The organism is Aeromonas sp. 25-248, assembly GCF_053005425.1.
Map to the genome: position 1 here is coordinate 21,679 of NZ_JBRKTB010000005.1, position 13,401 is coordinate 35,079.

Annotated in this window: 11 protein-coding genes; 8 read left to right on the forward strand and 3 right to left on the reverse strand. The window is 63.4% G+C overall.

The window, feature by feature from the left end; genetic code table 11:
• Positions 1-333: 333 nt before the first annotated feature.
• A complete protein-coding gene (locus ACVDHI_RS09350) occupies positions 334-1,785 on the reverse strand; it encodes an aminoacyl-histidine dipeptidase (protein WP_039040348.1) in 1,452 nt (483 codons plus the stop codon).
• A 926-nt stretch (positions 1,786-2,711) separates the two neighbouring features.
• On the opposite strand from ACVDHI_RS09350, the gene gpt reads away from it, so the two are divergent.
• From gpt to ACVDHI_RS09380, 6 genes are all read left to right on the forward strand, one after another.
• On the forward strand, positions 2,712-3,179 hold the full coding sequence (gene gpt, locus ACVDHI_RS09355; protein ID WP_039040347.1) for a xanthine phosphoribosyltransferase: 468 nt from the start codon (positions 2,712-2,714) through the stop codon (positions 3,177-3,179).
• Positions 3,180-3,353: 174 nt separating this feature from the next.
• A complete protein-coding gene (gene frsA, locus ACVDHI_RS09360; protein WP_447212020.1) occupies positions 3,354-4,622 on the forward strand; it encodes an esterase FrsA in 1,269 nt (422 codons plus the stop codon).
• A 62-nt stretch (positions 4,623-4,684) separates the two neighbouring features.
• Positions 4,685-5,077, forward strand: a complete 393-nt coding sequence (gene crl / locus ACVDHI_RS09365; protein WP_039040346.1) for a sigma factor-binding protein Crl — start codon at positions 4,685-4,687, stop codon at positions 5,075-5,077.
• Positions 5,078-5,222: 145 nt separating this feature from the next.
• A complete protein-coding gene (gene proB / locus ACVDHI_RS09370) occupies positions 5,223-6,326 on the forward strand; it encodes a glutamate 5-kinase (protein ID WP_010675460.1) in 1,104 nt (367 codons plus the stop codon).
• Positions 6,327-6,358: 32 nt separating this feature from the next.
• On the forward strand, positions 6,359-7,615 hold the full coding sequence (locus ACVDHI_RS09375) for a glutamate-5-semialdehyde dehydrogenase (RefSeq protein ID WP_262512438.1): 1,257 nt from the start codon (positions 6,359-6,361) through the stop codon (positions 7,613-7,615).
• 156 nt (positions 7,616-7,771) lie between these two features.
• Complete coding sequence (locus ACVDHI_RS09380) at positions 7,772-8,407, forward strand: murein L,D-transpeptidase catalytic domain family protein (protein ID WP_042016892.1); 636 nt, start codon at positions 7,772-7,774, stop codon at positions 8,405-8,407.
• A 157-nt stretch (positions 8,408-8,564) separates the two neighbouring features.
• Here the strand turns inward: ACVDHI_RS09380 and ACVDHI_RS09385 are convergent, their stop codons facing one another.
• Positions 8,565-8,996, reverse strand: a complete 432-nt coding sequence (locus ACVDHI_RS09385) for a universal stress protein (RefSeq protein ID WP_010675457.1) — start codon at positions 8,994-8,996, stop codon at positions 8,565-8,567.
• Positions 8,997-9,190: 194 nt separating this feature from the next.
• On the opposite strand from ACVDHI_RS09385, the gene ACVDHI_RS09390 reads away from it, so the two are divergent.
• The gene (locus ACVDHI_RS09390) at positions 9,191-9,934 is read left to right on the forward strand and encodes a hypothetical protein (RefSeq protein WP_042865053.1); all 744 of its coding nucleotides are present in this window, start codon (positions 9,191-9,193) and stop codon (positions 9,932-9,934) included.
• A 42-nt stretch (positions 9,935-9,976) separates the two neighbouring features.
• On the opposite strand, the gene ACVDHI_RS09395 is transcribed toward ACVDHI_RS09390, so the two are convergent.
• Entirely contained in the window at positions 9,977-10,480 is a 504-nt protein-coding gene (locus ACVDHI_RS09395) for an RNA methyltransferase (protein ID WP_039040342.1), read from the reverse strand.
• 284 nt (positions 10,481-10,764) lie between these two features.
• Here ACVDHI_RS09395 and ACVDHI_RS09400 point away from each other — a divergent pair, with 284 nt between their 5' ends.
• The gene (locus tag ACVDHI_RS09400) at positions 10,765-13,389 is read left to right on the forward strand and encodes a nitrate reductase (protein WP_447212021.1); all 2,625 of its coding nucleotides are present in this window, start codon (positions 10,765-10,767) and stop codon (positions 13,387-13,389) included.
• Positions 13,390-13,401 lie beyond the last annotated feature (12 nt).

The following is a 13,401-nucleotide window of genomic DNA, read 5'->3' on the forward strand; positions in this document are numbered from 1 at the left end:
TTTCTCTTCAGCACCTTTCTTGCTGGTTGCACCCTTCAGGTGGAACAGCACTGCCAGATTCTCGAACATATGATGACCTCGTTTCTCTGTGGTTCATGGGTTGTGTGACCTTGGTCACGTTCTGATCCTAGGAGGATATGTGAGCTAGATCAACTTTTTGTGTTGTAAATTTACATAAATCATGGAAAAGGTTTTCAAATGCAGACCTGTTCATGGATACGATTTCAAGCCAGGGCCGCGCGTGGAATCGGGGATATGAGAGAGGTGGCCGAGGAGGGTGCACAAAAAAGATGCCCCGCACGGGGCGGGGCATCGGTATGGTCGTGAGTTGGCTTACTTGGCCGGGATATGTTCCAGCACGTGAACCAGCAGTTGCCAGAAACGCTCGACCGCCGGGATGTGTACCTTCTCCCCCGGTGCATGGGCGCCACGGATGGTCGGGCCGAAGGAGACCATGTCCCAGTCCGGGTAGGCGCTCTTGAACAGACCGCACTCGAGGCCTGCGTGGATCACCATGACGTTCGGCATCTCGCCAAACAGGGTCTGGTAGCTGCTTCGCACCAGTGCCATGACCGGTGAGTCGACGTTCGGGGCCCAACCCGGGTAGGCGCCGGTGAACTCGCAGCTGGCGCCGGCCAGGGTGAACAGGGAGCGGGTCATCTGCTCGATGTTCTCGCGACCGGAATCGATGAGGGAGCGGATCAGGCACTGCACATAGACTTCCCCCTCGAGTGTCTTGATGACACCCAGGTTGGTGGAGGTCTCGGTCACGCCCGGGATGGCGTCGCTCATGCGCATCACCCCGTTCGGGCAGGCCATCAGGGCATCCAGCAGGCGGCTTTGCAGGGACTCGCTCATGAGCTGGGCCGGTTTCTCCCGGGCGGTGAGCAGCACGGTGAGGTTGGCCTCGGTGGCGGCCAGCTCGCTCTGATAGATGCCGGCGTAGCGGTCCACCAGGGCCTTGAAGTCAGCCACGCTGGCGGCGGGCACCAGCAGGCTGGCACGGGCCTCGCGGGGGATGGCGTTGCGCAGGGTGCCGCCGCTGAGATCGCCAAGGCGCACCCCCAGCGGTTCGGCGGCCTTGAGCAGACGGACCAGCAGCTTGTTGGCGTTGCCGCGGCCGCGATGGATGTCGACCCCGGAGTGGCCGCCGCGCAGGCCCTTGACCTGCAGCTCGAAACCTTCACCCTCGGTGGCAGCGACCCGCTCCAGGGGGAAGCGGATATTGGCATCCACCCCGCCGGCGCAGCCCATGTAGACCTCGCCATCCTCTTCGGAGTCGGTATTGAGCAGGATCTCGCCCTCCAGCCAGCCCGCTTCCAGACCGAAGGCGCCGGTCATGCCGGTCTCCTCGTCGGTGGTCAGCAGCACTTCCAGCGGGCCGTGCTTGATGGTCTTGTCGGCCAGCACGGCCAGGCAACCCGCCATGCCCATGCCGTTGTCGGCACCCAGGGTGGTACCACGGGCGGTGACCCATTCGCCGTCGATGTAGGCATCGATGGGATCGGTGGTGAAGTCGTGCTGGGTGTCGGCGTTGGCCTGGGGCACCATGTCGATGTGGGCTTGCAGCACCACGGCCTTGCGGTTTTCCATCCCCGGCGTGGCCGGTTTCTTGATGATGATGTTGCCGACGGCATCTTGCTTGACCGCCAGGCCTTCTCCCTGGGCCCACGCCACGATCCAGGCGCTCAGCTGGGCTTCGTGCTTGGAGGGGTGGGGGATGGAGCAGATCTGCTCGAAGAATTGCCAAATCAACTTGGGAGACAGAGAACTGAGCTGTGCCACGTCGGGACTCCTTACCAGCATGGAAAATGTCGGGCCCCACTCTGCGGGCCGGGGAAGAGGATAACGATAATACAGTCAATCACGCAAAAATGTGAGCGATCAGCGCAAATGACGCTCTGCTTGTGCTGGGAAAGGGAGCATGGATGGCGAACTTCACTGCCTGCCTTATTCGTGTCAGCACAACATCAAATTTGTGATGCTGGTCACAAAAATATTGTCTTTTCGGCGCCGGGTGGTAAATTAGCCGCTGTGGCCAGCCCACTTGTCAGGATGACAATCAATGCCTCCAGGGAACCGAAGCAAAGCAAGTGCGCCTCCATGGAACCGAGTGTCAGTTCAAGGATGTGAACCCGCATTAAGGTACGTAACTTGTTAAGCAATCAGGAGTTTATGATGTCAGGCAGCAATTCAACCTATTGGTTTGCCCAATCTCTCTATACCCAGGGCTTCAACTACCCGAATCCCTACGCCACCCGCCGTTAAGGCTCGCAGGCGTCACAGGTAACAGCAGCAGGTGTGTGAGGAACCTCTCCTCCCCCTGCTATTTTTTTGCCCGAATGTCATGGAGTGTGTGTCAAACGGCTAACCTGTCGGTGTCGCCGGAGCCCTCCCAAAAGGGCGACAGAGCGGAAGTTGACGGACATTTCCTGTTTTTCGCATACGTTTGCCGCTCAATTTATCCATAAAGAGTGCTATCATACCGGCCCAACAGCCGGGCCGAGATCGGGAGTCCACCCGAGATGGCCGCCAGCTACACCCCATCCCTGTTCGCATTGCATCCGTTTTTGCCGCCGAGGCGTCAGCCCCGAGGCCGAAAAAGTGCAAGCAAAATTCGGGAAACGGGGTGCCAGAATTGACCTGAACCCGTCTCTTTGCCGGGTTTCGCCTCATAAGTGATTGCTTTATAACTCGTTGAGATCGATAGCATGCCAAAAAAGTTCTATGTATCGTGGGATAACCTGCAACGCGAAGCGCGCCGTCTGGCCCGTCGTCAACTGCCTGTCAGCCAGTGGAAAGGGATCATCGCCGTCAGTCGCGGTGGTCTGGTGCCTGCGGCCCTGATGGCCCGCGAACTTGGCATTCGCAATGTCGAAACCCTCTGCATCTCCAGCTATGACCACGACAACCAGCGCGAGCTGGTGGTGGTGAAGGCTGCCACCACCGCAGGTGACGGCGAAGGCTGGCTGGTGGTGGACGATCTGGTGGACACCGGCGGCACCGCCAAGGCGATCCGCGAGCTCTACCCCAGAGCCAAGTTCATCACCATCTTCGCCAAGCCCATGGGCGAACCCCTGGTGGATGACTTCGAAGTCGCCATTCCGCAGGATACCTGGATTGAACAGCCCTGGGACATGGCGCTGGAGTTCGCCAAGCCGATCTGCGACGAAGCGTAATCGCCGCACCGGTCGCGACCAGTGACTCCCCGGCATTCGGGAGCAGACTGATCCGTCGTGATGCAAGGTTGACCACATTGAGCCCCTTTTGGGGCTCAATGTGTTTCTGGTGTGGCTGCTCGATGTGAAAAGTGGTTAAGATGGGACATTGTTTGAGACAGAAGAGCCACCATTTTGGAACCAAACGACGATACCAATCTGACGGAAAAGCTGTTTACCCGGGTCAAAAAGGTATTGGAAACTTCCGAAGTCTCCAACTCGAGCCCCGTCGACGAGCAAGACAGCGTACTGTCTGACAGCTTCATCGATGGCGCCCTGTCGCCCCGCTGGTATCGCCTGCTGCGCAGACCGACCTGGGCCTGGCAGGGGGCCGATCCCGTCGAGGTGGAGCAGACCCTGGCGCACATCGCCATGGGGCAGGGGGAGCGCAGTCACGAACGCTATCTGGACACCATCAAGGGCTATGTGCCCGGCAACTGGGTCTATGAGTGGAGTCAGCTCGCCGGCCGTTATTTCAATACGGGGAGGACGCTGCTGGGGGAAGGGGATCGCGCCGCGGCGCTGAAGAGCCTGCTCAAGGCAGTGCGCTACTACTCCATCGCAAGCTACCCCCACCTCAAGCACGACGAGCTGGCGGATCAGGCCCAGTTGCTCGGCAACATGGCCTATCGCGAGGCCGGACGCCTGTTCAAGGTGCCCCTCAAGGAGTTGCAGGTCCCGTTTCGGGGCAAGACCATCCAGGGCTACCTGCATCTGCCCACCACCGAGAAACCTGTGCCCCTGGTCATCGTCAGCGGTGGCATCGATTCGCTTCAGGTGGACTTCCTCAACTTCTATTCCAAGTGTCTCGAGCCCCACGGCATCGGGATGCTCTCCCTGGACATGCCGGGCACCGGCTATGCCGAGCACTGGCCCCTGGTGCAGGACACCAGCCGCCTGCACCAGGCGGTGCTCAACTACCTCTCGGAGGTGGCCTGGGTCGATCACCAGCGCATCGCCATGGTGGGGTTCCGCCTCGCCGGCAATGTGGCGGCCCGTCTCGCCTTCGTCGAGCCATTCAAGCTTCGGACTGTGGTCTGCATCGGTGCCGGCATCAACCAGGTGTTCACCAATCAGGAGATGTTCGCCCGCTGCCCGCGCATGATGCGCGACGGGCTGGCGAACCGGCTGGGGGCGGACGCGGCCCAGTGGGATCTGCTGCGCACCAAGTGTCAGGTCTTCTCCCTCAAGACCCAGGGATTGCTGGGGAGTCGCACTTCCGTGCCGATATTGAGTATCGGGCACAAGAAAGATTTTATTTGTCCCGAGCAGGATGTCCGGGCATTGGCCGCTGCGAGTCGCAACGGCAAGGCGGTGGTGTTTGACAAGCAGCCGTTGCTCGAGGTCTATGACGAGGCACTGAAAGAGACGGTAGATTGGCTCAAAAAGCACTTATGTACATGATATAAAACTAAAAATGTAACATCACCATGTGATGGTATGGCTTGTTCAACAGGGAGGTTAGCATGTCAGAAAGAGTGACTTACAAGCGATTGCTGCGGCAGTTCGCGGCCATTGGCCCCTATTTGCGTGAAGACCTGTGCGAGGAGGGCCGCTACCGCTTTGACTGCCTGTCCGTCTGCGTCAGCGCCAAGCCTGCCCCGGACAAGCGGGAGTTCTGGGGCTGGTGGCTGGTGCTGGAGCAGGCGGATCACAGCTTCAGCTACCACTATCAGACGGGGTTCTACAACGCGGACGGGGAGTGGATCGACAAGGCGCTGCCCAAGAAGCATCAGGCGGAAGTGGAACGCACCCTGCAACATTTCTACAAGCTCATCAGCGGCAAGTTGACCCAGCTGGAGTGTACTCTCTCCCCCGCGAAGCAGGTGACTGCCGAACTGAGCGTGACGGCAGCCTGATCCCCAAGCCCCGCATCTTCCCGGTGCGGGGTACCCCGATGCTTTGTCACCGAGCCCGCAACTGCCTGGCGAGGCTTAATTGCCTTGCAGGGCAGGGGGGCCGTGGGTATAAAGGGATTCCTTACTTTTCTAACCCTTCGTTCCCATGGAAAACAGAACCATAGTCGTCAAACTGGGCACCAGCGTGCTCACCGGGGGATCTGCCCGCCTCAACCGTGCCCACATGGTCGAGCTGGTCAGACAATGTGCCGCCTTGCATCGACACGGGCACCGTGTCGTGCTGGTCACGTCGGGGGCCATCGCCGCCGGTCGTGAGCATCTGGGCCACCCTCCGCTGGCGCCTACCCTGCCGAACAAACAGATGCTGGCGGCGGTGGGTCAGACCCAGCTCATCCGGGTATGGCAGGACCTGTTCAACCTCTACGGGCTGCACATCGGCCAGATGCTGCTGACCCGCGCCGACCTGGAAGACAGGGAGCGCTACCTCAATGCCCGCGACACCCTGCGCACTCTGCTCGATCACCGCATCATCCCCGTCATCAACGAGAACGACGCCGTGGCCACCGCCGAGATCAAGGTGGGGGACAACGACAACCTCTCCGCCCGTGCCGCCATCCTGGCGGATGCGGACTTGCTGATCCTGCTCACGGATCAGAAGGGGCTCTTCACCGCCGACCCGCGCACCAACCCGGATGCCCAGCTCATCGAAGAGGTGCAGACCATAGACGACACCCTGCGCTCCCTCGCCGGTGACAGCGTGAGCGGCCTTGGCACCGGTGGCATGGCCACCAAGTTGCAGGCCGCCGACGTGGCGCGCCGCGCCGGGGTGGACGTGGTGATCGCCACCGGCCAGATCCCGGAAGTGATCGGCCGACTCGCCGCCGGGGAGCGGGTGGGGACCCTGTTCCCGGCCCTGGCATCCCCCCTGGAAGGGCGCAAGAGCTGGATCCTGGCAGGGCCCCCTCCTCACGGCGAAGTGCAGGTGGATCAGGGGGCCGTGGCCGCCATGCAGGAGAAGGGCTCCAGCCTGCTGCCCAAGGGCATCGTCGCGGTGAAGGGAGATTTCGTGCGTGGCGACGTGGTGCGTATCCTGGATCCCAAGGGAAGCGAGCTGGCTCGCGGTATTTGCCGTTACGACCATCTGGAGCTGGATCGGCTGCGGGGTGTCCACTCGGATCAGATTGAACAGGTATTGGGTTACGGCTATGGGGCCGTGGCCATCCACCGTGATGACATGGTGCTGCTCTGAACAGGGCGGCACCGCATGAACAAAAGGGAACTGTGATGAGTCTGGAGAAAATGGGGCAGGCGGCCCGTGAAGCCGCCTATCAACTGGCCACCGTCAGCACGGCACAGAAGAACCGGGCGCTGGCGGCCATCGCCGATGAACTGGAAGCACGCAGTGCCCAGATCCTGGCGGCCAACGAGAAAGACATCGCCGCCGGGCGCGAGGCGGGGCTCACTGAAGCCATGCTGGATCGCCTGCTGCTCAACCCGGCGCGCCTGGCCGGCATAGTGGCGGATGTGCGCAAGGTGATCACCCTGGACGATCCGGTCGGGGCCGAAATCGACAGCCGGGTGCTGGAGAATGGCCTGCGCCTCTCCCGTCGCCGGGTGCCCATCGGGGTCATCGGCGTCATCTACGAGGCGCGCCCCAACGTCACCATCGACATCGCCAGCCTCTGCCTCAAGACCGGCAACGCCAGCATTCTGCGCGGCGGTCGCGAGACCTTCCACTCCAATCTGGAGCTGGTGCGGGTGATCCAGCATGCCCTGGCGGCGTCCGGCCTGCCCGAGGCGGCGGTGCAGTACATCGACAACCCGGACAGGGCGCTGGTGGCCGAGTTGCTGCGCCTCGACCGCTACGTGGACATGATCATCCCCCGCGGCGGCGCGGGTCTTCACAAGATGTGCAAGGAGAACAGCTCCATCCCCGTCATCATCGGCGGGTTCGGTATCAGCCATATCTTCGTGGACGAGAGCGCCGATCTGGCGCGTTCCCTGGCGGTCATCGAGAACGCCAAGGTGCAGCGCCCCTCCGCCTGCAACGCCCTCGATACCCTGCTGGTACACGAGAAGGTGGCGGCCACCTTGCTGCCGCAACTGGTGGCTCTGATGAACGAGCGCAAGGTGACCCTGGTGGGCGCGCCCAATGCCATGGCGCTGCTGGCTGGCAGCGACAACCTGTGCGACGCGGGGCCGGAAGATTTCGACACCGAGTGGCTGGGGTTGACCCTGGGGGTCAAGGTGGTGGCGGACGTCAACGAGGCGCTCGCCCATATGCGCGAGCACAACGCCGGCCACTCCGATGCCATCCTGACCAACTCCCTCGCCAATGCCGAGCGTTTCGTCAACGGGGCCGGTTCGGCGGCGGTCTATGTCAACGCCTCCACCCGCTTCACCGACGGCGGCCAGTTTGGCCTCGGGGCCGAGGTGGCGGTCTCGACCCAGATGCTTCACGCCCGTGGCCCCATGGGGCTGACCGAACTCACCAGCTACAAGTGGGTGGGGCAGGCGGATTATCTCAGCCGTGCCTGATCCAGGCACGCTCAGCAAGCAGGACAATGCCGACTCAGGTCGGCATTTTTGTGCTTTTTTATTGCTCGCAATCAATGGCTTGCATATAACTATCCAGCAGGATGCGGTGTCACCCGGGGCATCAGGCCAGCGACAGCAAGGGGAGCAACTTCAAGGATGAAGGGACAGGATAGGAGTGCGTGGTGGGGCAGCCTCTGGCTGAGCCTGCCACTGCTGCTGGGGGCGCTCTGTTTCAGCGGCGCCAGCCACGCCAGCTGGGACCAGGATCTCTATCGTCAGCTCGGGCTGGCGGGCAAGCTCGACAGCCGCGTGTTTCGCAAGGCCCTGGACGGTTACCAGAGCGTGCGCCACAAGCGAAAACCCATTCTCACCATCATCGACTACAGCAAGCCCTCGACCATGCGCCGGCTGTTCGTCATCGACGTCAAGCGCCACAAGCTGCTCTACCACACCTGGGTCAGCCACGGCCGCAATTCGGGGGAGCTGGCCGCCCGCCAGTTCTCCAATCAGATGAATTCCCGGCAAAGTTCCCTCGGGGTCTACCGCACCGCCGAGACCTATCAGGGCAAGCACGGTTACTCCCTGCGTCTCGACGGCCTCAGTCCAGGCAAGAACAGCAATGCCCGCAAGCGCGCCATCGTGGTGCACGGGGCGGACTACGCCAGCCCCAGGCATCTGCAGAAGTTTGACAAGCTGGGGCGCAGCTGGGGATGCCCGGCCCTGCCAAGGGAGCAGTCCAGGGCGATCATCGACACCATCAAGGGAGGGAGCGTCATCTATGCCCATGGCTGAGACCCTGCTGCTAGGGCGTTACCAGGGCTGGTGGGTGGCGCTCTACCTTGCCGACGACCTCTCGTTATCCCTCGTGCACCGGTTCTGAGATGAGCATCCCATGGCAATCAACAGCAAAAAGGCCAGCATATGCTGGCCTTGGCGCATCAGGCGGGGATTATTTGCGGACCACCAGCACGGGGCAGGGGGCGTGGCGCACCACGGATTCCGCCACGCTGCCTACCAGCAGGTGGCTGATGCCGGAGCGGCCATGGCTGCCCATGACCACGAGATCCACCTTGTCTTCCTTCGCCTGGAGGACGATTTCATCGGCGGCGCGGCCAAAACGGACCTCGAATTTGGCCGGAATGGGCAGGCAGGCGACCAGTTCCTTGAGCTGGCTCTTGGCCTGACGCTCCATCTCGTGGGTGATCTCGATGGCCGTCATGTGCAGGATCTTGTAGCTGTCGAAGCCGTGCAGCTGATCCACCACGTGGACCAGTTTGAGCTCGGCCTGGTGGGTGTTGGCCATGAAGACGGCGTAGTCGAGTACCGCTCTGGACATCTCGGAGAAATCGACGGGGCAGAGCAGGGATTTGATGGTTGGCATGAGAATCTCCCCTCAAGTTGGGCTACTAATGAATCTTGTTTGCCATGATACGCTGTGGGGCGACAATAACTCTCGACCCGCTCGCAAAATGGGGAAAATGTCGGCCGGGACTCTGTTTTTCTATGCTATCTGTATGCCTGAACGGGCCGTCCGGCGGTGAGCATCTGCCGAGTGCCATATCACTGAGGATATTCATGGTTCGTCTTTTTCTGTTCTGTTGCCTGCTGATCACCTCGTTCGTGCGGGCAGACACCATACACGTCTATTGCGACGACTGGCCCGGCTTCTGTCACCGGGACGGCAAGGGGGTCTATCTGGATGTGGTTCGAGCCATCTATGAACCCCTGGGGCACGAGGTGAAGCTTCACATGGTGCCTTACAAACGGGCACTGGCGGTGGTGTCGCAAAAGGAGGGGGACATGGCGATGGGGGTCTATCGGGGAGAGGTGCCCGGGGTCCATCAGCCCGACTACCCCGACTCGGCGGACTACGTGAGCGTGGTGATGCAAAAGCGCTGGCTGCCGCACTGGGCAGGGGAGCACAGCCTCAAGGAGCAGGAGGTGCTCTGGCTGAGGGGGTGGGCCTTTGACAAGTTCATCCCGGAGCCGATGCGCTGGTTCGAGATAGACAGCCACGAGATGGCGCTGCAATTGCTGATCAAGGGGCGTTACCGCTACTACCTGACCGACGGCGCCCTCTACCCCGAAGGCTCCCTTCCCCCCGAGCTGGTACAGGTATTCCTGCGCTGGATCCCGACCTACCCCATCTTCGCCGATACCCCGAAGGGCAGGCAGTTGCACGGGCTCTGGGATCCCGGCATGCGTACCCTGATAAGGCAGGGCAAGCTGGCGGAGATCTATCGGCAGAACAAGCTCTACGACTACTACCAGGACTTTCTCAGGGAGCAGGTGGTGCGGGCGAACAAGCCACAGCCCTAGCTGTCGGGCCTGATGCCGTCATCGGGCCCCGCTTGTCCTGCCTCAGCCTTTGGCGCTGAGCGTCTTGGCCAACCGATCATAGAGGATGACGTTGACCGAGGCGGCCAGGTTCATGCAACCCTGAGTCGGCACATAGATGACCTCCTTCACCGCCGCGAAGCGGGCGGGTTCCAGGGTGCCATCCTCCGGGCCGAAGATGTAGAAGGCTCTCTCGGGGTGCACGTAATCCGGCAGGGGCGTGGCCCCCTCGATCAGATCCACCAGCACAGGGGTGCAGCCCTCGGGCACGAAGTCCAGCAGCTCCTCGACCCCGAGCAGGGGGATCTTCTCCACCATCTGCTTGGTGTCGGTGACAAAACGGCGTGCCAGCTCGAAGCGCTGCCCCGTGTAGTAGACCTCGTCCGCCCCGTAGCAGCCGGCGGCCCGCATCACGGCGCCCACGTTCTCCGGGGATTTGGGATTGACCAGCCCGATGGCGCAATAGTCCCCTCTCTCCCGGGTATCTGCCCGGTGCTGCCCGGCAGCGCCTTCATCTGACACTTTCATCTCTCTCTCCTGTGTGGCGGCGCATTATACCCCCGGTGGGCCCCTTTCCCAGCGTGCGGGGCGGATTCCCGCAAGGCGGGCCCAACAAGGGGGCGGCTGCACCGTGGCGGCGCAGCCCGACCCCCTGATGCGCAATGGCGGCGCCCCTTGCATCCTGGCGCGGGGTTTGCAGTCATTTCCCCATACAAGACGATGAGGCATCCGGACAAAGGCGTCCGTCCCCGCAGGGGGGCGGACGCTTTTTTTATGGGCCCTTCGTCAGACACATGACAAGGAGCAAGGGAATGAAGACCACCTGTGCCTATTGCGGAGTGGGGTGCGGCATCCGGCTTAGCCGGGAGGGTGACAACTGGCAGTTGCAGGGGGATGAGCAGCATCCGGCCAACGGCGGCGCCCTGTGCGTCAAGGGGGCCAGCCTGCTGGAGAGCCTGGCCTTTCCCGATCGCCTGCTCTATCCGCGCTGGATGGGGCAGCGCATCGGCTGGGAGGAGGCCCTGGACACCCTGGCGGAGCGTTTTGCCGCCATCCTGGCCGAGTCCGGGCCGGGTGCCATCGGCATCTATCTGTCCGGCCAGCTCACCACCGAGGATTACTACGTCGCCAACAAGCTGATGAAGGGGTATCTGGGCAGCGCCAACGTGGACACCAACTCCCGGCTCTGCATGTCGTCGGCGGTGGTGGCCCACCAGCGCGCCTTCGGGGAGGATCTGGTGCCCGCCTGTTACGAGGATCTGGAGCTCGCCGATCTGGTGGTGCTCACCGGTGCCAACACCGCCTGGACCCATCCCGTGCTGTTTCGCCGCCTGCAGCAGGCCAGGGCGCGGCGCCCCGAGCTCAGGCTGGTGGTGCTGGATCCCCGCCGCACCATGACGGCGGAGCAGGGGGATCTGCACCTGGCGCTCAAACCCGGCAGCGACGTGACGCTCTGGAACGGCCTGTGCCGTTACCTGCTCGATGTCGATGGCTGGGACAAGGCCTATGTGGCGCAGCACGTGAGCGGCTTCGAAGCGTTGGCGGCGGCGCTGGACGATCCGGCCTGGCAGTTGGACGAGGTGGCCCGCAGCTGCGGCCTCTCCCGCAGCGATCTGATCGGTTTCTACCAGCTCTTTGCCCGTACCCCCAAGACCGTCACCCTGTTCTGCCAGGGGATCAACCAGTCCAACCAGGGGGTGGACAAGGCCAACGCCATCATCAACGCCCACCTGATGTGCGGTCGCATCGGCAAGCCGGGGGCGGCTCCCTTCTCCATGACGGGGCAACCCAACGCCATGGGAGGGCGCGAGGTGGGAGGGCTCGCGACCCAGCTCGCCGCCCACATGGGCTTTGGCGAGGCCGAGTGCGATCGGGTACAGCGCTTCTGGGGAAGCCCGACCATGGTGCGCGGGCCGGGGCACAAGGCCGTCGAGCTGTTCGAGGCGGTGCACCGGGGGGAGATCCGCGCGCTCTGGGTGCTCGGCACCAACCCGGCGGTCTCCCTGCCGGACGGCAACCGGGTGCGCGAGGCCCTGAGCCGCTGCGAGCTGCTGGTGGTCTCCGAGGTGACGGCCAACACCGACACGGCGCGCCTCGCCCACCTGCTGTTGCCTGCCGCCGCCTGGGGGGAGAAGAGCGGCACCGTCACCAACTCCGAGCGCACCATCAGCCGCCAGCGCGCCTTCCTGCCCCTGCCGGGGGAGGCCAGGCCCGACTGGTGGGCCCTGACCCGGCTCGCCCGTCGGCTCGGCTTTGGCGAGGGGTTCGCCTATGAGCACGAGCACGAGATCTTCTGCGAGCATGCCGCCCTCTCCGGCTTTGAGAACGACGGATCCCGCCAGTTCGACATCTCGGGCCTGGCGGGTCTCACCCGCGCCGAATTCGAGGCCCTTTCTCCCCTGCGCTGGCCCGTCAACGCCCGCTGGCCCAAGGGGCGTGACCGCCTGTTCGAGGATGGGCGCTTCGCCACCCCGGATGGCCGGGCCCGCCTGCTGCCCCTGGCCCAGCGCTTCCCCGAGCAGCCAGCAACGCCCCCGCTTGCAGGGGCTGTCTCCCTGCTCCTCAACAGTGGCCGCCTGCGGGATCAGTGGCACACCATGACCCGCACCGGCCACGTGCCCCGGTTGCAGGAGGCCGAGCCCTGGCCCAGGGTGCGAATGGGGGCCGCCAGCCTGCTGGCGCTTGGCGTGAAGGAGGGGGATATGGTGCGCCTTTGCAACGGGCTCGGGGAGGCGCTGCTGCTGGTGGGGCTGGATGAGGGGCTCAGGGAGGGGGAGGCCTTCCTGCCCATGCACTGGACCGACAGCCAGTGCAGCCAGGGGGCGGTCAACCGCCTCATCGCCCCCGTGGTGGATCCCCTTTCCGGCCAGCCCATGTTCAAACAGGGGCGGGTGCAGGCCAGGGCGCAGCTCACCCGCTGGCAAGGGCTCTGGTGTGGCCGGGGTGAGTGGCGCGAGCCGGTGGACTGGTGGGCCAGGCGTCCCCTGCCCGAGGGGAACTGCACTCTGCTGGCCTCCTGGTCAGAGAGCACAGAGAGCCTGTGGCAACGGCTGGGGGCCGAGGGGCACTGGCTCAGGCTGCCCATGAAGGAGGGGTGGCTGGCCGTGGCCCTGGCAGGGGATCGCATCGAGGGCATCTTGCTGGTGGGGGTGCGGCGCCCGGACATCAAGGTCGACCTGCTGGCCAGTCTGCTCGGCACGCCGCTCCAGGCGGGGGCCCTGAGCCAGACCCTGAGCCAGGCCCTGGCCGGGGAGAGCCGGCTGGTCTGCTCCTGCCTGCGGGTCTCGGAGCAGCGCATCGTCGATGCCATCACCCGGCAGGGGGTGAGCGAGCTGGCGGGGCTGCAGGCCCTGCTCGGCTGTGGCAGCAACTGCGGCACCTGTCTGCCCGAAATCGACAAGCTGTTGATCAAACATGTTTTCCTGGCATCCGCTTAGTGCGGTGCCAGG

Excerpts from the sequence above, each read along its gene's own strand:
- ACVDHI_RS09385 (WP_010675457.1), bottom strand. The coding sequence starts at position 8,996 with ATGCCAACCATCAAATCCCTGCTCTGCCCCGTCGATTTCTCCGAGATG.
- crl (WP_039040346.1), top strand. The coding sequence starts at position 4,685 with ATGTCAGAAAGAGTGACTTACAAGCGATTGCTGCGGCAGTTCGCGGCC.
- proB (WP_010675460.1), top strand. The coding sequence starts at position 5,223 with ATGGAAAACAGAACCATAGTCGTCAAACTGGGCACCAGCGTGCTCACC.
- gpt (WP_039040347.1), top strand. The coding sequence starts at position 2,712 with ATGCCAAAAAAGTTCTATGTATCGTGGGATAACCTGCAACGCGAAGCG.
- ACVDHI_RS09395 (WP_039040342.1), bottom strand. The coding sequence starts at position 10,480 with ATGAAAGTGTCAGATGAAGGCGCTGCCGGGCAGCACCGGGCAGATACC.
- ACVDHI_RS09380 (WP_042016892.1), top strand. The coding sequence starts at position 7,772 with ATGAAGGGACAGGATAGGAGTGCGTGGTGGGGCAGCCTCTGGCTGAGC.
- ACVDHI_RS09390 (WP_042865053.1), top strand. The coding sequence starts at position 9,191 with ATGGTTCGTCTTTTTCTGTTCTGTTGCCTGCTGATCACCTCGTTCGTG.
- ACVDHI_RS09400 (WP_447212021.1), top strand. The coding sequence starts at position 10,765 with ATGAAGACCACCTGTGCCTATTGCGGAGTGGGGTGCGGCATCCGGCTT.